Raw genomic sequence first — 19,551 nt, 5'->3', positions numbered from 1 at the left:
GGCGCACATGCTGGAGGAATTAGCCGTGACCAACCCCGAGACCACCCAGACCGTCGGCACCGCCCGCGTGAAGCGCGGCATGGCCGAGATGCTCAAGGGCGGGGTGATCATGGATGTCGTCACGCCGGAGCAGGCCAAGATCGCCGAGGACGCAGGCGCGGTCGCGGTGATGGCGCTGGAGCGAGTGCCCGCGGACATTCGTGCCCAGGGCGGCGTGTCCCGGATGAGCGACCCGGACATGATCGACGGCATCATTTCCGCGGTCTCCATTCCGGTCATGGCCAAGGCCCGTATCGGCCACTTCGTGGAGGCACAGATCCTGCAGAGCCTCGGCGTCGACTACATCGATGAGTCCGAAGTGCTCACCCCGGCCGACTACGCCAACCACATCGACAAGTGGAACTTCACCGTGCCGTTCGTCTGTGGCGCCACCAACCTCGGCGAGGCTCTGCGCCGAATCACCGAGGGCGCGGCCATGATTCGCTCCAAGGGCGAGGCGGGCACCGGTGACGTGTCCAACGCGACCACGCACATGCGCAAGATCCGGCAGGAGATCCGCCGCCTGTCGTCGCTGCCCGAGGACGAGTTGTTCGTCGCGGCCAAGGAGCTGCAGGCGCCCTACGAGCTGGTCCGTGAGATCGCCGAGACCGGGAAGCTGCCGGTCGTGCTGTTCACCGCGGGCGGCATCGCCACCCCCGCCGACGCCGCGATGATGATGCAGCTCGGCGCCGAGGGCGTGTTCGTGGGTTCGGGCATCTTCAAATCCGGTAACCCGGCCCAGCGCGCCGCCGCCATCGTCAAAGCCACCACCTTCTACGACGACCCGGATGTGCTGGCCAAGGTGTCGCGCGGTCTCGGTGAGGCCATGGTCGGCATCAACGTCGAGGACATCGCCCAGCCGCACCGCTTGGCCGAACGCGGCTGGTGATCCGGGGCCGGTAGCGTCTGCCGCGTGGAGTTACGGCAGTTGCGGTACTTCGTGGTCCTGGCGGAGGAGTTGCACTTCCGCCGGGCCGCGGAGCGATTGTTCATCTCGGCGCCCACGCTCAGCCAGCAGATCAAGGTGCTGGAGCGGGAACTGGGCGGCCCGCTGCTGACCCGTGAGCCGCGGGTGGAGCTGACGCCCGCGGGTGCGGTGCTGCTGCGCTCCGGCAAGACCGTGCTGCGCGCGATGGACGAAGCGGTCAGGCAGACCAGGCGCGCTGCCGTCTCCGGCGCCCCGGTGCTGCGCCTCGGGCTGCTCAACGGCGTCCCACCCTGGCTACCGACGCGCATCGGGAGTCTGCTCACCGCCGCGTCGCCCGGCGCCCGGATGGTGCTCACCGGCGGGACCACCGCCGATCAGGTGCGTTTCCTCGATGACGACGAGGTCGACCTCGCGCTCGTCCGCACCCCGGTAGACCTGCCCGAACGCTTCGCGCAACGGGCCGTGGCCCGCGAGGAGCTCGGCGTGCTGATGTCGCAGCGGCATCCGCTCGCCGGCGAGGCACTGCTCGATCCGGTCGAGCTCAGCGGTCAGGAGCTGATCTTGTTCGCGCGCGAATCCGCCGCGGGCTTGCACGATTCGCTGTTGCGCGCCCTCGCCGACCACGGCGCGCGGGTGCGGCTCAGTGCCAGCGCGATGGGGCACGCGCAGATGCTCGCCGTGCTGCCCGCCCGGCCCGACGTGATCGGGCTCAGCTCCTCGCGCGCGGACGGACTGCCCGGTCTGGTCTGGCGGCCGCTCCTTGGCGCGCCCCTAGTGGTGACCTACGCGGTCGCCTGGCGCGCGGCGGTGCGCGACCCGGCCGTCGCGGCGCTGATCGCCGCCCTCACCGCCGACCTGTCGGCGGAATGAGCCGCGCGGACCGCTTCCGATGCTAGGTTCAACTCTTACGGCGGCCAGAAGGTCGTCTCATGGTTCCCACAATCACGCTCAGTAGCTTCGCCATTCGATGGCCGTCCAAGGCCATTTCGCGCCCTCTCACCGGATCGATCCGAGCGCAAAGGACGAACAGTTGAAGCTTCCCAAGACCGGACGCACCGCAGTAGCGGGTTTGGCCCTCGTGGCCGCCCTCGGCCTCGCCGCCTGCGGCAGTGACGACACGAGCGACTCACCCAAGTCGACCCGCACCACGGCGGCCGCCTCGGCGACTGTGACCACCCCCGCCGCGCCCACCGTCGACGAGCTCAACGCCCTGTTGCAGAAGGCCCTCGATCCCGCGGTGCCGAACGAGGACAAGCTCGATCTCGTGCAGGGTATCGAAGCCGACCCCGGCCTGCCCAACCGCCTGGCCGAGGCGTTCCGGCAGGCGAACGCCACGGCGGTGGTCACCGGAGTGACCGCCTTCGGTGACAGCGTGACCGCACAGGCGAAGTTCACCATCAACGGGCAGGAGAACCAGGTCGACGTCCCGTTCGTGCTGGACGGCGGCAAGTGGAAGGTCCAGAAGACGTGGGCGTGCCAGGCACTGGCCAACTTGAACCAGCAATCACCGGCCTGCACCCCCTGAGAACCGGCCGGGCGCACGGGGCGGTGCGGTGCGGTGCGTCGCCCTGTGCGGTCCCGGATCGGTCCTCGGCCTGCGGCGTTAGTCTCCGGCTAAGGCGTGTTCGGTAGTGCGACATGGACACTCGACCGCGCCGATGGTCGGCTGAAGCCATGACAGCAAGCAGCACAACACCCGAACGTGTCGTCATCGTGGGCGGCAGCTCCGGCATGGGACTGGCGCTGGCGACGGCGCTGGTCGCCGAGGGCGCGGAGGTCACCATCGCGGGCCGTTCCGCCGAACGGCTGGCCGCGGCGGAGCGCAGCGTGCCCGCGGGGCCGGGCTCGGTGCGCTCGGTCGTCGCGGACATCACCCGCGAAGCCGATCTCGAGCGTCTGTTCGCCGAGTCGGCGCCGGTCGATCATGTCGTCACCACCGCGGCCGACATCACCGGCGCCTATCAGCCGCTGGCCGAGTTCGACGCCGACCTGGCCCGGAATTTGTTCTCCTCCAAGCTGATCGGCGCCACTCTGCTGGCCAAGCACGCCCGGGTGGTCCCGGGCGGTTCGGTGACCTTCACCTCCGGCGTGGCGGCCTATCGGCCCGCGCCGGGCGGCGCGATGGTGGCGGCGGTCAACGGCGCGCTCGCCTCACTGGCCTACGCCTTGGCCCTCGAGCTCGGCCCGGTCCGCGTCAACGTTGTCTCACCCGGGTGGGTCGACACCCCGATCTGGGACACCATCGCGGGGCCCGCGAAGACCGAACGTCACCGGCAGCTCGCCGCGCGCCTGCCGGTCGGGCGCATCGGCCGTCCGTCCGATATTGCGCAGGCGATGCTCGGCGTGATGCGCAATCCCTTCATCACCGGCACCGTCCTGCACGTGGATGGCGGGCACCGGTTGGTGTGAGTGGTGAGGGAGCGTTGGGCAAGTTCGGCCATGGGACGGGATCGAGTCCGGTTGTCATGACGAAACGCTGATCGGGCCGAGTGCGCCGCCAGTGATGGCGGAGGACGTGGACCGGCGCACCGAAGCGCGCACGGCGAGCGGAAATACATATGGATACCTGGCTATGCGCATCTAATTATGAATGATCCGAACGCCGGCCAGCAGTCCGATATCGGCAGAGACGGACGCTAGTTCGCCCGGTGCTCGTCGACTCGAAGCGCCGGACGCTCGGGATGATCCCAACGCACGAAGAAGGTTGGCGTGTAGGGGTTCTCGGCGTCGTGCCGCAACAGAGCGGGGATGGTCCATTGCGCGTCGGCCGCGGTGCGGCGGCGGAGCGCGGGTTCGGACAGGTCCAGGCGGAGGCTCAGGTCGGCGTCGAGGTGGCGTCCGGCGAGCATCGGGCCCGCGAGGACGATCGTGGTCGCGGGCGGCGCCGTGCGGATCGCGGCGCGCGCGGAGCGGTCGGCGGCTTCGTCCCAGAGCGAGGGCAGCCACCGGCCGTGCCCGCGGAGCGCGTCGATCACTTCCCGGCGCAGCGCGGCGTAGTCGAACCACGCTGTGCGATAGGACATCTCGTCGGTGCGACCGAACTCCATGCGCAGTGAGGCGGGACGTACGTAGTCGTGCAGGGAGACCACGTCGGCGGACCGGCCCGCCTCGCGCAGCGCCTCGACGATCCGCTGGGCGAGCGCCACCGGCTGGGCGGCGTCCGCGCCGTCGACCGCGATCACGGTGTGCGAGGCCACGGTCAGGACGGGTTCGATTACTTGCTCGACGAGTCCGTCCGGAGTGATGGGCAGAAAGCGGGGCACCCGTCCATCTCAGCAAATCGCGACGGCCGGAGGAGGCGTGGGCGTTGCCGGACGTTCACCGGCGGCCGAGCGGCGACGTCGTGAGCGGCCGGGATAATCTCTGCGCATGGCGACAATCGAAGAGGCGCTGGAGATAGAGCGGCTGGAGCGGGACATCTTCCGTGGCGCGTCCACCAAGACCCAGCTTCCGCGCACGTTCGGCGGCCAGGTTGCCGGCCAGGCGCTCGTGTCCGCGGTCCGGACGGTGGAACCGCGATTCCAAGTGCACTCGCTGCACGGCTACTTCCTGCGTCCGGGCAATCCGCAGGAACCGACGGTCTACCAGGTCGAGCGCATCCGGGACGGCCGGTCGTTCTGCACGCGGCGGGTGACCGGCATCCAGGACGGCGCGGCGATCTTCACCATGTCGGCGTCGTTCCATGTCGGTGACCAGGGCCCCGAGCATCAGGACGTCATGCCCGGCGTTCCGATGCCGGAGGATCTGCCCGACGCGGGCACTACGATGAGTCCGGAACGATTGTGGGCGATGCGCGAGTGGGAACACTGGGACATCCGCATGGTCCCGCCGGAGAACGTGTCCCCCCGCGACGGCGTGGTCTCCCAGCAGCAGGTGTGGTTCCGCTACCGGCACCTGCTACCGGACGATCCGCTGGTGCACGTGTGCACCCTCGCCTACATGAGCGATATGACGCTGCTGGGTTCGTCGAAGGTCGTCCATCCCGACGAGCCGACCCAGAACGCCTCGCTCGATCACGCGATGTGGTTCCTGCGCCCGTTCCGGGCCGACGAATGGCTGCTCTACGACCAGTCCTCGCCGTCTGCGGCTTTCGGCCGGGGCCTGACCGGCGGCAAGATCTTCACCCGGGAGGGCACGCTGGTCGCGGCCGTGGTGCAGGAAGGCCTCATCCGCACGCTGCGCGAAGAGTGATCCGGGCGGTTGCGGCGATGTGCGTGTGGCAGCCGACCGTGAGCGCGCCCACATCGGCACGGCTCGTAAGCTTTCCGGCGTGAACGCTACCTCGGTCACCGCCCCCGCCGCCGACACCGGACAGACGCCGTCCCGTCCCGTCATCGGCGTGCTCGCGTTGCAAGGCGACGTCCGGGAGCACGTCGCCGCGCTCGCCGGCTGCGGTGCCGAGCCCGTACTGGTCCGGCGCGAGTCGGAGCTCGCGGCCGTGGACGCGCTCGTGCTGCCCGGCGGCGAGTCGACCGCGATCAGCAAGCTGCTGGCGGCCTTCGAACTGCTGGAGCCGCTGCGCGCGCGGCTGCGCGACGGCCTGCCGGCATTCGGTTCCTGCGCGGGCATGATCCTGCTCGCCTCGGAGGTGCTCGACACCCGCCCGGACGCCGAGCATCTGTCCGGCATCGATATGACGGTGCGGCGCAACGCGTTCGGCCGTCAGGTCGACTCGTTCGAAACCGATCTGCCGTTCGCGGGCCTGCCCGGTGGCCCCGTGCGAGCGGTGTTCATCCGAGCGCCCTGGGTCGAGCGGGCAGGCGAGGGCGTCGAGGTCCTGGCCACCGTGCCGCACGGCCCCGCCGCGGGCCGGATCGTCGCGGTGCGGCAGGGGAATGTCCTGGCGACCTCGTTCCATCCCGAGGTGACCGGCGATATGCGGGTGCACCGGATGTTCGTGGAGATGGTCCGCTCGGCTTGACGGGCGCGCCCGGACGGAGCCCGCGAAGACGAGTGGGTGCGAAGCCGGGGCCGCTTTGCGGGGCCGTAGTGGACGCCCGAGTAGGCTGGGGAAGCTGTCCGCCCGGCCGTGCCGGTACCGTACACACGACCGAACGTGCCATCGACCTGAAGGAAGTAGGGAATGAGCGGCCACTCCAAATGGGCCACCACCAAGCACAAGAAGGCTGCGATCGACGCGAAGCGCGGCAAGCTGTTCGCGAAGTTGATCAAGAACATCGAGGTGGCGGCCCGTACCGGTGGCGGTGACCCGGATGGCAACCCGACGCTGTTCGACGCCATCCAGAAGGCGAAGAAGTCGTCGGTCCCCAACGACAACATCGAGCGCGCCCGCAAGCGCGGCGGCGGCGAGGAAGCCGGCGGCGCCGACTGGCAGACGATCATGTACGAGGGCTACGGACCCAACGGCGTCGCCGTGCTGATCGAGTGCCTCACCGACAACCGCAACCGGGCGGCGGGCGAGGTCCGGGTCGCGATGACGCGCAACGGCGGCAACATGGCCGACCCGGGCTCGGTGGCCTACCTCTTCCATCGCAAGGGCGTCGTCACCCTGGAGAAGAACGGCCTGTCCGAGGACGACGTGTTGATGGCGGTGCTGGACGCGGGCGCCGAGGAAGTCAACGACCTCGGTGAGTCGTTCGAGATCATCAGCGAGCCCAGCGATCTGATCGCGGTGCGCACCGCGCTGCAGGGCGCCGGTATCGACTACGACTCCGCCGAGTCCGGTTTCCAGCCGTCGGTGTCGGTCGCGGTGGACGCCGACGGCGCGCGCAAGGTGATCAAACTCGTGGACGCCCTCGAAGACAGCGACGACGTGCAGAACGTCTACACCAACGTCGACATCTCGGACGAGGTGCTCGCTCAGCTCGACGACTGAATCGAGCTACCGCGGGTAATACTGCGCGAAATCGGGGCGGCCGGTCTCCTGACGGCCGCCCCGAAGCATGTCCGGACAGTCCGCCCCGTCGCGGTCGATGTGCGGCACTCGGGCGATCTCTCCGAGTTCGCTGACGTCATGTGCCGCGCCCTGGTCGCCGGCACGGCGGGAGCCGGAGTCCGGTACATCCCGGGTGCGATCGCGGAATGCCCGGTGATCTCCCCGGCGGTGCGCCGGGTGCCGACGTCACCGTCGCCGGGGAGGGGAGCCGGAATTACTCCGCGATCTTGGTGCGCTCGCACCATTCGTACACGCGCAGTCGCCCTTCGGGGGTGTCCTGCTCCCGCTGGGTGACCTTGAAGTGCTCGTATCCGCCGCGGAACGGCACCTTCAACTCCACTCCGGGCGGGGTGATCGGGACGATGCGCGCGGGCAGATCTTGCGGCCCGCCTTCGAGGACAGCTTTTGCACCAATGCTCATCCTCGGATCGTAGAAGCGGGAACGGCCTGATCGTGGCACATTCAGGGCACGGTCAGTACCAATTTGCCGACGGTTCGCCCCGTATCGCCCAACGCGTGCGCTTCTGCCGCCTTCGAAAGGGGGAACGACGCGGCGATCGTCGGGCGCAGGGCGCCGGATGCGGCGAGCCCGGCGAGGGCGAGCATGCCGGCGTGATCGTGTTCCACCAGCATCCTGAGCGCGCGGACGCCCAGCGCCTCCGCCTCGCTCGCCAGGTCGAGGGCGCCGAAGGCCCGCAGCGTCACCAGCAACCCGCCGGGACGCAGGGTGCGCAGCGACCGGATGCTGTTGTCGTCGTCGATCGAGTCCAGCACCACGTCGACGCCGCGAACCGCCTCGGCGACATCGGTATCGCGATAGTCGATCACCTCGTCGGCGCCGATCCCGCGCAGGAACGCGTGGTTGGGTGCGCTGGCCGTGCCGATGACGTACGCTCCGCGCGCCTTGGCGATCTGCACCGCGAAGTGGCCGACACCGCCCGCGGCCGCGTGGATCAGCACGCGTTGCCCCGCGGTCAGGTGAGCGGTGTCGACCAGCGCCTGCCATGCGGTGAGCGCGGCGAGCGGAATGGCCGCCGCCTGCGTGTGGTCGAGGGCGGCCGGTTTGCGAGCGAAAGCGCGGGCCGGCCCTACGACGTATTCGGCGCAGGAGCCGTGACCGTGCGGATACGGGAGCATGCCGAACACCTCGTCGCCGGGGCGGAACAGGGTGACGCCGATGCCGGTGGTCGCGACCTCGCCGGAGACATCCCAGCCGAGGACGAACGGCGGCTCCGGCAGGAAAAGCCCCGCGGTGGCGCGGTGGCGCCAGTCGGTCGGATTGAGTCCGGCCGCTCGGATCCGCACCAGGATCTGGCCGGGGCCCGGAACCGGCCGGAGGAGTTCGATTTCGGTGAGCACCTCGGGTCCGCCGAGGGTCTGCTGGCTGACCGCGCGCATGGTCGCGGTGCTGTCGATGTCGGTCACGGCAGTCAGTTTGCCGGGGCCGGACGGCAGAGAAAATGGCACGATTGCCATTATTCGATATGATCGTGCCATGACGGACTCGACCGCACCCCATCGGGTGGTGGTGCTGGCGTTGGACGGGGTCTACCCCTTCGAACTCGGTATCCCGAATCGGGTGTTCGGTAGTGCCGCAGGCAGATACGAGGTGGTCACCTGTTCGGTCGACGGTCGTCCGGTGCGCAGCGCCGCCGATTTCGATATCGCGGTAGCCCACGACGGCCGGGCCTTGCGAACTGCTGACACCGTGGTCCTGCCCGCCTGCGACATCACCACGACCCTCACCGGCGCGCTGCCGGAGCCGGTGCGCGACGCGTTCGCGCAGATCCGGCCGGGGGCCAGAATCGTCGCGATCTGCACCGGCGCCTTCGTCGCGGCGGCCGCGGGACTGCTCGACGGGCGCCCGGCCACCACGCACTGGAATCAGGCCGGTCTGTTCCGGCGCACCTTCCCGCGCGTGCGCCTCGACCCCGACGTGCTGTACGTGGACGACGGGGACGTCCTCACCTCGGCGGGTGCGGCGGCGGGGCTCGACGTGTGCCTGCACCTGGTGCGGCGCGATCACGGCAGTGCGGTCGCGAACGCGGTCGCGCGTCGTTGCGTCGTTCCGCCATGGCGGGACGGCGGTCAGGCGCAGTACATCGAGCAGCCGGTGCCGCCCGCGACCACGGCCGGGACCGCCGCCGCCAGACAGTGGGCGCTGGAGAACTTGAGTCATCCGCTGACCGTCGACGAGCTGGCCGTCCGGGCCCGGATGAGCAAGCGCACCTTCGCCCGGCGCTTCCGCGACGAGGTCGGCATGAGCCCGGGCCGCTGGTTGATCCAGCAGCGCGTGTTCCGTGCCAGGCATTTGCTGGAGACCACCGACCTGACCGTCGATCGCATCGCGGGCGAGGTCGGCTTCGCCACCGGCACGTCGCTGCGCCAGCACCTGGTCGAGGCGATCGGGGTGTCACCGCAGGCCTATCGGCGCACATTCCGTGTGCGGGCGGCCGCGTCGGCGAGCTGAGCCGGTTGCCGAGGGTTCAGCCGGTGGCGGGAACCGGCAGACCTACGCGGGCGGCGACCCACGGCAAGGACGAAGCGAACGCGGCCGAAGCGAATTGCCAGGTGTGTCCGCCCTCGGTGGTGTAGACGGTGCAGTCGATGCCTACCGCGTGTCCGGCGGTGCAGAGTTTGCCGGCGGCGCCGACTTCGCCGGAGTCGGGCACCTCGTCACGACCGCCGAGGCCCGCGCTGTCGTCGTCGGGAGCCGGAGTGCGCCGGTTGGCGCCACCCGAACGCTGGGCGGGGACGAGGTCGTCGAAGAGACCGGCCACGCCGTCGTAGGGACCGTGCCTGGTCATGACGGTCAGCGGGTCGAACGCCTCCCATGCGGCGGCGTCGCCACCGAAGAGACGGGAGACGGTCTGCTCCTCGGTGCCCGAAGACGGCCCGAGATCGCCGGCGATGTCGACGAACGTGTGCACGAGATCCGGGTGCGTGACCGCCAGGTCCACCGCGCAGGTGCCGCCCATGGACCAGCCGACCACCGCCCAGCGCGCGGGATCGGCGGAGGCGCCGAATTGCGCTTCGACGTAAGCGGGCACATCCTCGGTCAGATGCGCGGCGGCGTTGCCGCGCGGCCCGTTCACGCATTCGGTGTCGTTGTTGAAACTGCCGCTGGCGTCGACGAAGACGAGTATCGGGGCGAGGCCGCCGTTCGCCTTCGTGAAACCGTTCAGGGCGGGCATGATCCGGCCGCTGCGGACCCAGTCCGCCGGGGTGTTGAACTCGCCGCCGATCATCATCACCACCGGCAGTGCGGGTGGGGTCGGCCCGGCGAACCACGCGGGTGGCAAGTAGACGTATTCGGTGCGGTGCGGAAATCCGCTGCCGGTGTCGGGGATTCGCACCGGGACCAGTTTGCCGTCGGCGACGGCGGTGTTGCGCAGGGCGGCCAGCGCCGAGAGATCGGTCTGCTGCGGGAGCGGGCCTGCGGTGACCGCGCCCCACGCGGCTTGCACGGTGGGGTAGTAGCCGACCCACTGGTTGAGCACCACCCCGGTGCTCAGCAGCGTCAACGGGACGGCGATGACCGCGATTCCACGCCGCCACCAGCGCGCGCCCGGCCAGCCGAGGATCGCGACCGCTGCCGCCGCGGCGGCCACACCGATCCACACCCATAGTTCGGTGGGCGCGGGGTCGGAGGCCAGCCCCTCGTCGGCGACATACCAGGCCGCGGCCGCCGCCGCTGCTACGCCGACCGCCACGCATGCCGGTAGCCGCTGCAACCACCACCGCCTGGTTCGCCCAGCGACGGCGACCAGCAGGACCACCCCGGCGAGCAGTTCGACGGTCGGCGGCAGCCAGCCGTGCAGCAGTGAGATCCCGTGTTGGAACGCGTGCTGCTGATTCGGCGCCGGACTCGCCGGAGGAAGGCGCGGTGGCACCGGAGTCGCGGGAGCGGCGAGTACTGGCACGTCCGGCATTGTCGCGGCCATTCCTCGAGGCAGGCTGTGAATCGGCTTCGGTACTGCTGGGTGACCGGCCTCGGTTGTGCTCGATGCGCCGTTGGGGCGCGAGGCAGAATGCGAGCATGGTCGAACTGGTGCTGGTGCGCGGCGACATCACCGAACAGGAGGTCGACGCGGTGGTGAACGCGGCGAATTCGTCACTGCTCGGCGGCGGGGGAGTCGACGGCGCGATCCACCGGCGCGGCGGCCCGGAGATTCTGGCGGAATGCCGCAGGCTACGTGCGTCCCGCTACGGCTCGGGACTGCCGACCGGGGCCGCGGTCGCGACCACGGCCGGTCGCCTGCCCGCGCGCTGGGTGATCCACACGGTCGGCCCCGTGTGGTCGGCCACCGAGGACCGCTCGGCCTCGCTGGCCTCGTGTTATCGGGAATCTCTGCGCGTCGCGGAGGAACTGGGGGCGCGGACGGTCGCGTTCCCGGCGATCTCCACCGGCATCTACGGCTGGCCGATAAAGGACGGAGCCCGGATCGCGGTCGACACGGTTCGCTCGACTCGCACGGCCGTGTCGGAAGTCCGGTTCGTCCTCTTCGACGAGCGCGCGCACGCTGTGTTCGCGAGACAGGTCGCCAGGGCCTGAGGCCGGCCGCCCCGGCGAGATCTCCGCGGTGCGAACCATCTCGAGCCCTGAGGCTTGTCGGTGGCGGCTGGCATAGTTCGGCGCGTGTCGTTCAGTACCCGTATCGAAGTCCGGGTGTCCGACTTGGACCCGCAATTGCACGTCACCGGCGCGGCTTACCACCAATTCGCCGACCACGCGCGATTCGCGTGCGTCCGAGCGGCGGGCGTCTCGGTCGACGAGTTGCTCGCCTCCGGCCTAGGGCCGGTCAACCTGGAGACCGTGCTGCGCTTCCGGCGCGAACTACGCGGCGGCGACACCGTCGACGTGTCGTGCGCTTGGCAGTGGGGTGCGGGCAAGACCTATCGGGTCGAGCACACGCTGACGCGCGCCGACGGCGTGGTCGCCGCGACGGTGACCAACGTCAGCGGCTTACTGGACCTGGGGGCTCGACGCCTGGTCGCCGATCCCGCGCACCAGTGGGCGGTGCGGGCGAGTCGTCCGGAGGTGCTCGGCCTGCCGGGCGCGTCGCGGGAAGCCGGTGACGTCGGCGGATAGCCGGGCCGTGTCGCGGGGCGGCGAAAGAGCAAGCCTCCGCTAGACTCTCGAACAGTTGTTCGTGTCCGGGAGAGGGGTTGTCGTGCGGGTGATGGGCGTCGACCCCGGACTCACCCGATGCGGCCTCAGCATCGTCGACGGCGGGTCGGGGCGGAAGGTCACCGCCGTGGACGTCGACGTGGTCCGCACTCCCGGCGATATGGATCTGGCCCATCGCCTGCTGGCGGTCGCAGACGCCGCCGAACGCTGGATGGACACTCACAAGCCCGGGGCCGTTGCCATCGAACGCGTCTTCGCCCAGCACAATGTCCGTACCGCCATGGGCACCGCGCAGGCGGGCGGAGTGATCGCGCTGGCCGCCGCGCGCCGGGGGATCCCGGTCGCGTTCCACACACCCAGCGAGGTTAAGGCCGCGGTCACCGGTAGCGGCACCGCGGACAAGAAGCAGGTGACGGCCATGGTCACCCGGATCCTCGGCCTGCCCGTCGCGCCGAAACCGGCGGACGCGGCGGATGCGCTGGCGCTGGCGATCTGCCATTGTTGGCGGGCGCCGCTGCTGGAGCGGATGGCGGCGGCGGAGGCCAAGGCGGCCGCGGCGCAGCGCCGGTACATCGAACGGCTGGCCGAACAACGGAAGGCGGTGCACGGGTGATCGCGTCGGTACGCGGTGAAGTGCTGGAAATCGCCCTCGACCACGCGGTGATCGAGGCGGCGGGCGTCGGCTACCGGCTCAACGCCACCCCGTCCACCCTGGCCGGGCTCACCCGCGGCGAGGAAACCCGGCTCTACACCGCGATGATCGTGCGCGAGGACTCGATGACCCTCTACGGGTTCGCCGACACCGAGGCGCGCGACCTGTTCGGCCTGCTGCAAACCGTCTCCGGCGTCGGACCCCGCCTCGCCATGGCGGTGCTGGCCGTCCTCGAGCCCGAGGCGCTGCGCAAAGCGCTGGCCGAGAGCAACGTGGCGGCGCTGACCAGGGTGCCCGGCATCGGCAAGCGCGGCGCCGAACGCATGGTGGTGGAACTGCGGGACAAGGTGAACCTCGTTCCGGTGCCCTCCGGCCCGCCCGGATCGACACCCGCGGCGGCCACGCCGGTGCGTGATCAGGTCACCGAGGCGCTCGTCGGTCTTGGTTTCGCCGCCAAGCAGGCCGAACAGGCGATCGATGCGGTGCTGGCCGAACAGCCGGGCGTCGATACCTCCGCCGCCCTGCGGGCCGCGCTCGGCCTGCTCGGCAAGAACCGGTAAGGCGCGTCATGGACCACCACGAGGATCCTACCGAATCCCAGGTCAGCGCAAGCTATCTGAGGTCCGACGGCGAGATCGAGGCGAGTCTGCGCCCGCAGTCGCTGGACGACTTCATCGGCCAGCCCCGGGTGCGCGAACAACTCGCGCTGGTATTGCGCGGAGCCAAACAGCGCGGCGGCACTCCGGACCACGTCCTGCTGTCCGGCCCGCCGGGTCTCGGCAAAACCAGCATGGCGATGATCATCGCCGCCGAACTCGGCACCGCCCTGCGGATCACGTCCGGTCCCGCGCTGGAGCGGGCGGGCGATCTCGCCGCCATGCTCAGCAACCTGGTCGAGGGCGATGTGCTGTTCATCGATGAGATCCACCGGATGGCGCGTCCCGCGGAGGAGATGCTCTACTTGGCGATGGAGGACTTCCGGGTCGACGTGGTCGTCGGCAAGGGGCCCGGCGCGACCTCCATTCCCCTGGACATCGCGCCGTTCACCCTGGTCGGCGCCACCACCAGGTCCGGAGCGCTGACCGGCCCGCTGCGCGACCGTTTCGGTTTCACCGGGCACATGGACTTCTACGAGCCCGGCGAACTGCTGCGCATCCTGAAGCGCTCGGCGCGCATCCTCGGTGTCGTGATCGAGGAGGAGGCGGCGGCCGAGATCGCGGGGCGCTCGCGCGGCACGCCCCGCATCGCCAACCGCCTGCTGCGCCGGGTCCGCGACTACGCCGAGGTGCGTGCCGACGGCCGCATCACCCGCGCGATCGCCCACGCCGCGCTCGAGGTCTACGACGTGGACGTGCTCGGCCTCGACCGGCTCGACCGCGCGGTCCTCGGCGCCCTCGTCCGTAGTTTCGGCGGTGGCCCGGTGGGGGTGTCCACTTTGGCCGTCGCGGTCGGAGAAGAGGCCGCGACCGTGGAGGAGGTATGCGAACCGTTCCTGGTGCGCGCGGGCATGGTCGCGCGCACGCCGCGCGGCCGGGTCGCCACGGCGGCCGCCTGGGAACACCTCGGTCTCGTCCCGCCGCCCGACCTGGTGTTCGGCTCCATCGAGGTGCGCGGTCGCGAGCCACACCCCACGCTCGATCTCTTCGAATGAATCGCCCGTCCGGGTGACCGACCGCGGTCAGCGGCGATCGCGCAGGGCGGCGGCGACCAGGTCGAGGAAAGCGTCGACCTCGTCGCGCTGGTAGCCGCGGGTGCCGAGGCGGGCCTCGGTGAATCGGACGGCTTCGACATCGGCGATGGTGAGACTGCCCGGCCCGCCGTGCACGAGGGTCGCGGCGACCAGGTCGAGGAAAGCGCCGACCTCGTCCTCGTTGTATCCGCGCCGCCCCACCGTGGCTTGGCTGAATCGCATGCGCCGCACGTCATCGGGAGTGAGGATGGCGTGGCCGTTGCCGTTCGCGGCCGGGACCGGCCGGACGCCGCGCTGACGGAACTCCAGCTCGACGCGCAACTGGTCGAGATATTCGTCGACCTGGTCGGCGCGGTAACCACGCTGGCCGAGCCGCGGCGCGCCGAAACCGACATGTCGTAGATCATCGGCGGCCAGCGCGCCCTCCCCGGCCAGGGTCGCGGCGACGAGTTCGAGGAAGGCATCCACCTCGTCCGCGTGGTAACCCCGGTGCCCGAGCGTGGGGGTCGCGAAACGGGTGCGGCGCACGTCCTCGGGAGTCACGGGCGACATTCTGTCAGGCGCGGTGCGCCGGGCCGATCGGAAGGGAAATCTCGTATTTCCCTGGCCTTTTGCGAACAAGGGCCGTCCCCCTGGCGAAAGCGTCGGATCAGTGCGCCTCACCCTAGCGCCGGTGGCGGTGTCAGGGGGATTGCCGAGCCGCTCAGTCCTTGCGAACGCCGTCCACGAGCAGGCGGCGGATCGCCTGGGTCAGCCCGGCGATCGAAGCCTCGTCCGGTTCGCGCAGCGAGTAGACGATGCCCGCGATCAACATGCCGGTCACCGCCCGCGCGGTGTTCATGGTGTCCAGGTCGGCGCGCAGGTAGCCCTGCTCGACGCCGTGGTCGAGATAGCCCGCGGTCAGCGCGTCGGCCGTGTCGAGCAGCCCGTACAGCCGCTGGGTGAGCTCGTCGTCGATGCCGGTGGCGTGGAACAGCAGCAGCTGGGCCACCCTGCGATCGGCCAGCAGGATCTCGGTGAGGGCCACGCCGATGCGGTCGATCTGGGCGCGGTACTCGTCGAGGGAGGCGGCGGCGTCCGGGGCGTTCTCGGTGCCGAGGGCGGCGATGATGCGCGCGGCAAGGTCGTCGATGACGTGGTCGATGATGTCGCGCTTGTTGCTGAAGTACCGGTAGAAGGTGCCGTGACCGATGCCAAGCTGTCCCGCGATGTCGGCGATGCCGGTGGCGTGATAGCCCTTCTCCGCGAAGCAGACGAACGCGGTGTCGATGATCTCCTGACGCAGTTCGGCTTTCCGTCGCTCGGCACGCGTGGATGGCTTCGTCACCTTGCCGATGATACAGTCATCACAAACGGAATGATGTGTCATTCCGTGATATGTGGTTCAGCTAGCAGGAGGTTCGGTGTGGCGCCTCAATACGACGCGGTCGTGGTCGGTGCGGGGTTCGGGGGCATGGGAGCGGGGATTCAACTCGATCGGCTCGGCCTGAGCAATTACGTCATCCTCGAACGCGAGGACGATCTCGGTGGCACCTGGCACGTCAATCACTACCCGGGTCTGGCGGTCGACATCGCCTCGGTCACCTACTCCTACTCCTTCGAACCGAATCCGCACTGGTCGCGGCTGTTCGCGCCGGGCGAGGAGCTGAAGAAGTACGCCGAACACGTCGCCGACAAGTACGGCCTGCGCCGCCGCATGCGCTTCGGCACCGTCGTCGACGGCGCGCGCTGGGACGAAGAGCGGCAGCACTGGGTGGTCTCGGTCGCGGGCGGGCAGACCGTCACCGGCCGCTATCTGCTGACCGCGACCGGATTCCTGTCCCAGCCCTACACGCCGCCGTTCCCCGGTATCGAGTCGTTCGCCGGCAAGATCATCCACACCACCGCCTGGGAGGACGGCTTCGACCTCACCGGCCGCAGGGCCGCGATCATCGGCACCGGCGCCACGGCCGTGCAGCTGGTGCCCGAGGTCGCCGAGAAGGCGCGGGCGCTCACGGTGTTCCAGCGCACCCCGATCTGGGTGGTCCCGAAGATCGACACCGCGATCCCCGCGCCGGTGCGGAAGCTGTTCGAGCGGGTCCCCGCCACGCAGAAGGCCGCGCGACTGGTCAACACCAGCCTGCTGGAGGCGCTGATGGTGGTCGGGGTGCTGCACTTCAAGCAGGCCAGGCTGCTGAACAAGGGCGCGGGCGCGCTGGCAAAGGCGCATCTGCGGGCGTCCGTGCGGGACAAGGAAACCCGCAGACAGCTGACCCCGGACTACGACTTCGGGTGCAAGCGGCCGACCTTCTCCAACCACTACTTCACCACGTTCAACCAGCCGCACGTGCGGCTGGAGACGAACTCGATCGACCACATCGAGCCGGACGGCATCGTCACCGCGGACGGGCACAAGACCGAGATCGACACGCTGATCCTGGCCACCGGCTTCAACCTGTGGGACGTGAACTTCCCGGCCATCGAGATCATCGGACGCGACGGGGTGAACCTCGGAAAGTTCTGGCGGGAGAACCGGTTCCAGGCCTACGAGGGCATCACGGTGCCGAAGTTCCCCAACTTCCTCAGCCTCAACAGCCCGTACTCCTACAGCGGCCTGTCCTACTTCACCACCATCGAAGCGCAGATGAAGCACATGGGCCGCCTGTTCGGCGAGCTGCGCCGCAGGGGCGAGACGACCTTCGAGGTCACCGAGCAGGCCAACGCGGCGTTCCTGGACCGGGTCACCGCCAAGCTGGGCTCCTCGGTCTTCTACGGCGGCGACTGCGCCACCGCGCGCAGCTATTACTTCAACCAGCACGGCGAGGCGGCCCTGCTGCGGCCCACCAGCACGCTCAACGCGCATCGAGAGGCGGTCGGCTTCCCGCTGGAGGACTACGCCTACGGCAGGACCGCCTGAGGTCGGCGCCCCGCCTCGCCCGCCGGAGTGTCGTTCGCCGGGCGGGGCGGTGCGCGATGAGAACGTTGTAGCTGCCCAGCGGGTGTGCGGGTGTGGCACTCGCGCGGTGAACTGGCAGACTGTGTGGGTACTTGTCCATCCCACCCACGACACTAGGGACTGACTTCGACGATGGAACTGCTGTTTCCGCTGCTACTGGTAGCCCTGCTCGTGCCGATGTTCCTCGGTGTCCGCCGTCAGAAGCGGGAAGCCGAGAAGGTCGCAGGCATGCAGGACAACCTGAAGGTCGGCGATCAGGTCGTCACCACGTCGGGTCTGTACGGCACCGTGGTCGAACTCGATGACACCACGGTCGATCTCGAGATCGCCGAGGATGTGGTCACCACGTGGCTGCGCCAGGCCATCCGCGAGGTGCGCACCGAAGAGGTGGGCGCCGAGGAGACCGGCACGGAGACCGGCGGCTCGGACGCGACCGACGCCGTCGAGGAATCCGCCGAGCAGACCGAGACCCGCCTGACCAAGGACTGATCGTTCCGGTTGTGCCCCGGCCTCGCCGGATGTCGCCGCGGCCGTTGGTCCGCGCACCCGGCGCCGCTGGCGCACGCCCGCTGTTCCATCCTCGACTTCCCGCCTAGGAGATGACGTACTGTGCCACCTTCCCAGGGATCGGCGCACCCGCTGCGGTTGCTCGGTGTCTATGCCGCGCTGCTGGCAGTGATCTATGCGCTGGTGTTCTTCACCGGTGACGAGTCCCCGACACCCAAGCTCGGTATCGACCTGCAGGGCGGCACCCGCGTCACGCTGTCCGCGCGCACGCCGGACGGCAGCAAGCCGAGCCAGGACAGCCTGAAGAAGGCGCAGGACATCATCGAGAACCGGGTCAACGGGCTCGGCGTCGGTGGCTCCGAGGTCGTCATCGACGGCGACAACATCGTGATCACCGTGCCCGGCGACGACGGGCAGCAGGCGCGCGCGCTGGCGACCACCGCCAAGCTCTACATCCGGCCCGTATTGCAGGCCGTGCCCGCGGCGGGGCGCGGCGCTACCCCGCAGACGACGCCGGGCACGCAGCCCGCGCCGGCCGCGCAGCCGGAGACGACGCAACCCGCGACACCGGAGACCACCGAGCCCGCCCCGGCTCCGCAGCAGCGCGTGTTCCCCGCTCAGCAGCCGACGCAGCCGCCCGCCGATCCCAGCCTGACGCCCTCCGAAGAGGCGACGAAGGAGATCCAGGCGGCCAGGGCGCTGCGGCAGAGTTCCGACCCGTCCGTGCAGCAGACCGCGCTGGCCATCATGGACTGCGGAAAGGCCGATCCACTCGCGGGCAACGACGACCCGGCTCTTCCGCTGGTGACCTGCTCGACCGACGGCACCGAGGTCTTCCTGCTGGACAAGAGCCGCATCGACGGCCAGGAGATCAAGGACGCCACCTCGGGCCTGAATACTCAGCAGGCCAGGCACGAGGTCTATCTGGACTTCAAGTCCGGCGGCAGTGACGCCTGGGCGGCGCTCACCGGCGAGTACGTCTACAAGCGGGTCGCCTTCGTGCTCGACTCGAAGGTGGTCAGCGCACCGGTCGTGCAGCAGGGCCCGCAGCAGGGCGGCCGCACCCAGATCTCGGGTAACTTCACCGCGACATCGGCGAAGGAACTGGCGAACACGCTGAAGTACGGCTCGCTGCCGCTGTCGTTCCAGACCTCCGAAGCCGAGACGGTCTCCGCGACGCTGGGCCTGTCCTCGCTGAAGGCGGGCCTGCTCGCCGGTGCGGTCGGCTTGGTGGTGGTGTTGCTCTACTGCCTCACCTACTACCGGATGCTCGGTTTCGTTACCGGTTTGTCGCTCGTGGCGTCCGGATTCGCGGTGTACGGCATCATGGTGCTGCTCGGGCGCTGGATCGGCTTCACACTCGACCTCGCCGGTATCGCCGGTTTGATCATCGGTATCGGTATGACCGCCGACTCGTTCGTGGTGTTCTTCGAACGCATCAAGGACGAGATGCGCGAAGGACGCAGCTTCCGTTCCGCAGCTCCCCGTGGCTGGCAGCGCGCCCGCCGGACCATCCTGTCCGGCAACGCCGTCAGCTTCATCGCCGCGGCCGTGCTGTACATCCTGGCCGTCGGCCAGGTGAAGGGCTTCGCGTTCACCCTCGGTCTCACCACGATCCTCGACGTCGTCGTGGTGTTCCTGGTCACGTCACCGCTGGTGCTGCTGGCTTCACGGACGGCGTTCTGGTCCAAGCCCTCGGTGAACGGCCTGGGCGCGATCCAGCAGATCGCCCGCGAGCGGAAGGCGGCCGAGGCCGCCCTCGGGAAGGCGTGA

22 protein-coding genes are annotated in these 19,551 nt (G+C 69.6%); 16 read left to right on the top strand and 6 right to left on the bottom strand.

Features of this window, described 5'->3' with window-relative positions; all coding sequences use genetic code 11:
* Positions 1-7: 7 nt before the first annotated feature.
* From pdxS to ABZ420_RS00740, 4 genes are all read left to right on the top strand, one after another.
* Positions 8-928 (top strand): pyridoxal 5'-phosphate synthase lyase subunit PdxS, encoded by a 921-nt coding sequence (gene pdxS / locus ABZ420_RS00755; protein ID WP_357115722.1) that lies wholly within the window; start codon positions 8-10, stop codon positions 926-928.
* Between the two features lie 24 nt (positions 929-952).
* Positions 953-1,837 carry a LysR substrate-binding domain-containing protein gene (locus ABZ420_RS00750; protein ID WP_357115719.1) on the top strand — a complete coding sequence of 295 codons (885 nt, stop codon included), beginning with the start codon at positions 953-955 and terminating at the stop codon, positions 1,835-1,837.
* Positions 1,838-1,997: 160 nt separating this feature from the next.
* Entirely contained in the window at positions 1,998-2,492 is a 495-nt protein-coding gene (locus ABZ420_RS00745; RefSeq protein WP_062976116.1) for a hypothetical protein, read from the top strand.
* 149 nt (positions 2,493-2,641) lie between these two features.
* Positions 2,642-3,376, top strand: a complete 735-nt coding sequence (locus tag ABZ420_RS00740; protein WP_357115716.1) for an SDR family oxidoreductase — start codon at positions 2,642-2,644, stop codon at positions 3,374-3,376.
* Between the two features lie 227 nt (positions 3,377-3,603).
* Here the strand turns inward: ABZ420_RS00740 and ABZ420_RS00735 are convergent, their stop codons facing one another.
* Positions 3,604-4,230: a hypothetical protein gene (locus ABZ420_RS00735; protein WP_357115713.1), complete on the bottom strand. Its 627-nt coding sequence runs from the start codon at positions 4,228-4,230 to the stop codon at positions 3,604-3,606.
* Between the two features lie 106 nt (positions 4,231-4,336).
* Between ABZ420_RS00735 and ABZ420_RS00730 the strand changes: the two genes are divergently transcribed.
* The 3 genes from ABZ420_RS00730 (at position 4,337) to ABZ420_RS00720 (ending at position 6,803) form a co-directional block, all read left to right on the top strand.
* Positions 4,337-5,158 carry an acyl-CoA thioesterase II gene (locus ABZ420_RS00730; protein WP_357115710.1) on the top strand — a complete coding sequence of 274 codons (822 nt, stop codon included), beginning with the start codon at positions 4,337-4,339 and terminating at the stop codon, positions 5,156-5,158.
* Positions 5,159-5,237: 79 nt separating this feature from the next.
* Positions 5,238-5,888, top strand: coding sequence for a pyridoxal 5'-phosphate synthase glutaminase subunit PdxT (pdxT, locus tag ABZ420_RS00725; RefSeq protein WP_357115707.1), 651 nt, complete (start codon positions 5,238-5,240; stop codon positions 5,886-5,888).
* Between the two features lie 162 nt (positions 5,889-6,050).
* Complete coding sequence (locus ABZ420_RS00720; RefSeq protein WP_357032526.1) at positions 6,051-6,803, top strand: YebC/PmpR family DNA-binding transcriptional regulator; 753 nt, start codon at positions 6,051-6,053, stop codon at positions 6,801-6,803.
* 274 nt (positions 6,804-7,077) lie between these two features.
* On the opposite strand, the gene ABZ420_RS00715 is transcribed toward ABZ420_RS00720, so the two are convergent.
* Both ABZ420_RS00715 and ABZ420_RS00710 read right to left on the bottom strand, forming a co-directional pair.
* Positions 7,078-7,284, bottom strand: coding sequence for a DUF5988 family protein (locus ABZ420_RS00715; protein WP_040867713.1), 207 nt, complete (start codon positions 7,282-7,284; stop codon positions 7,078-7,080).
* A 41-nt stretch (positions 7,285-7,325) separates the two neighbouring features.
* Positions 7,326-8,261: an NADP-dependent oxidoreductase gene (locus ABZ420_RS00710; protein ID WP_357116427.1), complete on the bottom strand. Its 936-nt coding sequence runs from the start codon at positions 8,259-8,261 to the stop codon at positions 7,326-7,328.
* Between the two features lie 97 nt (positions 8,262-8,358).
* On the opposite strand from ABZ420_RS00710, the gene ABZ420_RS00705 reads away from it, so the two are divergent.
* Positions 8,359-9,333, top strand: a complete 975-nt coding sequence (locus ABZ420_RS00705; protein ID WP_357115704.1) for a helix-turn-helix domain-containing protein — start codon at positions 8,359-8,361, stop codon at positions 9,331-9,333.
* Between the two features lie 16 nt (positions 9,334-9,349).
* On the opposite strand, the gene ABZ420_RS00700 is transcribed toward ABZ420_RS00705, so the two are convergent.
* Positions 9,350-10,786 (bottom strand): alpha/beta hydrolase-fold protein, encoded by a 1,437-nt coding sequence (locus tag ABZ420_RS00700; protein WP_357115701.1) that lies wholly within the window; start codon positions 10,784-10,786, stop codon positions 9,350-9,352.
* A gap of 116 nt (positions 10,787-10,902) precedes the next feature.
* Between ABZ420_RS00700 and ABZ420_RS00695 the strand changes: the two genes are divergently transcribed.
* From ABZ420_RS00695 to ruvB, 5 genes are all read left to right on the top strand, one after another.
* The gene (locus ABZ420_RS00695) at positions 10,903-11,418 is read left to right on the top strand and encodes an O-acetyl-ADP-ribose deacetylase (protein WP_357115698.1); all 516 of its coding nucleotides are present in this window, start codon (positions 10,903-10,905) and stop codon (positions 11,416-11,418) included.
* Positions 11,419-11,502: 84 nt separating this feature from the next.
* Positions 11,503-11,955, top strand: coding sequence for an acyl-CoA thioesterase (locus tag ABZ420_RS00690; RefSeq protein WP_062977420.1), 453 nt, complete (start codon positions 11,503-11,505; stop codon positions 11,953-11,955).
* Between the two features lie 82 nt (positions 11,956-12,037).
* Positions 12,038-12,607 carry a crossover junction endodeoxyribonuclease RuvC gene (ruvC, locus tag ABZ420_RS00685; protein ID WP_357115695.1) on the top strand — a complete coding sequence of 190 codons (570 nt, stop codon included), beginning with the start codon at positions 12,038-12,040 and terminating at the stop codon, positions 12,605-12,607.
* On the top strand, positions 12,604-13,206 hold the full coding sequence (gene ruvA, locus ABZ420_RS00680) for a Holliday junction branch migration protein RuvA (protein ID WP_357032513.1): 603 nt from the start codon (positions 12,604-12,606) through the stop codon (positions 13,204-13,206). The genes ruvC and ruvA overlap by 4 nt, the downstream gene beginning before the upstream one ends.
* A gap of 8 nt (positions 13,207-13,214) precedes the next feature.
* Positions 13,215-14,297, top strand: a complete 1,083-nt coding sequence (ruvB, locus tag ABZ420_RS00675) for a Holliday junction branch migration DNA helicase RuvB (RefSeq protein ID WP_357115692.1) — start codon at positions 13,215-13,217, stop codon at positions 14,295-14,297.
* Positions 14,298-14,324: 27 nt separating this feature from the next.
* On the opposite strand, the gene ABZ420_RS00670 is transcribed toward ruvB, so the two are convergent.
* Positions 14,325-14,888 carry a DivIVA domain-containing protein gene (locus tag ABZ420_RS00670; protein WP_357115689.1) on the bottom strand — a complete coding sequence of 188 codons (564 nt, stop codon included), beginning with the start codon at positions 14,886-14,888 and terminating at the stop codon, positions 14,325-14,327.
* Positions 14,889-15,039: 151 nt separating this feature from the next.
* Positions 15,040-15,705 (bottom strand): TetR/AcrR family transcriptional regulator, encoded by a 666-nt coding sequence (locus ABZ420_RS00665; protein ID WP_357032510.1) that lies wholly within the window; start codon positions 15,703-15,705, stop codon positions 15,040-15,042.
* Between the two features lie 36 nt (positions 15,706-15,741).
* Between ABZ420_RS00665 and ABZ420_RS00660 the strand changes: the two genes are divergently transcribed.
* The 3 genes from ABZ420_RS00660 to secD all read left to right on the top strand — a co-directional run bounded on the left by ABZ420_RS00660 (position 15,742) and on the right by secD (position 19,551).
* A complete protein-coding gene (locus ABZ420_RS00660) occupies positions 15,742-17,232 on the top strand; it encodes an NAD(P)/FAD-dependent oxidoreductase (RefSeq protein ID WP_357115686.1) in 1,491 nt (496 codons plus the stop codon).
* A gap of 171 nt (positions 17,233-17,403) precedes the next feature.
* Positions 17,404-17,760: a preprotein translocase subunit YajC gene (yajC, locus tag ABZ420_RS00655; RefSeq protein WP_357032504.1), complete on the top strand. Its 357-nt coding sequence runs from the start codon at positions 17,404-17,406 to the stop codon at positions 17,758-17,760.
* 120 nt (positions 17,761-17,880) lie between these two features.
* A complete protein-coding gene (secD, locus tag ABZ420_RS00650) occupies positions 17,881-19,551 on the top strand; it encodes a protein translocase subunit SecD (RefSeq protein ID WP_357115683.1) in 1,671 nt (556 codons plus the stop codon).

The organism is Nocardia sp. NPDC005745, from assembly GCF_040630775.1.
Lineage (GTDB): Bacteria > Actinomycetota > Actinomycetes > Mycobacteriales > Mycobacteriaceae > Nocardia.
Note: the sequence above shows the minus strand (reverse complement) of the source record. Positions and strands in the feature narration are given on the sequence as shown.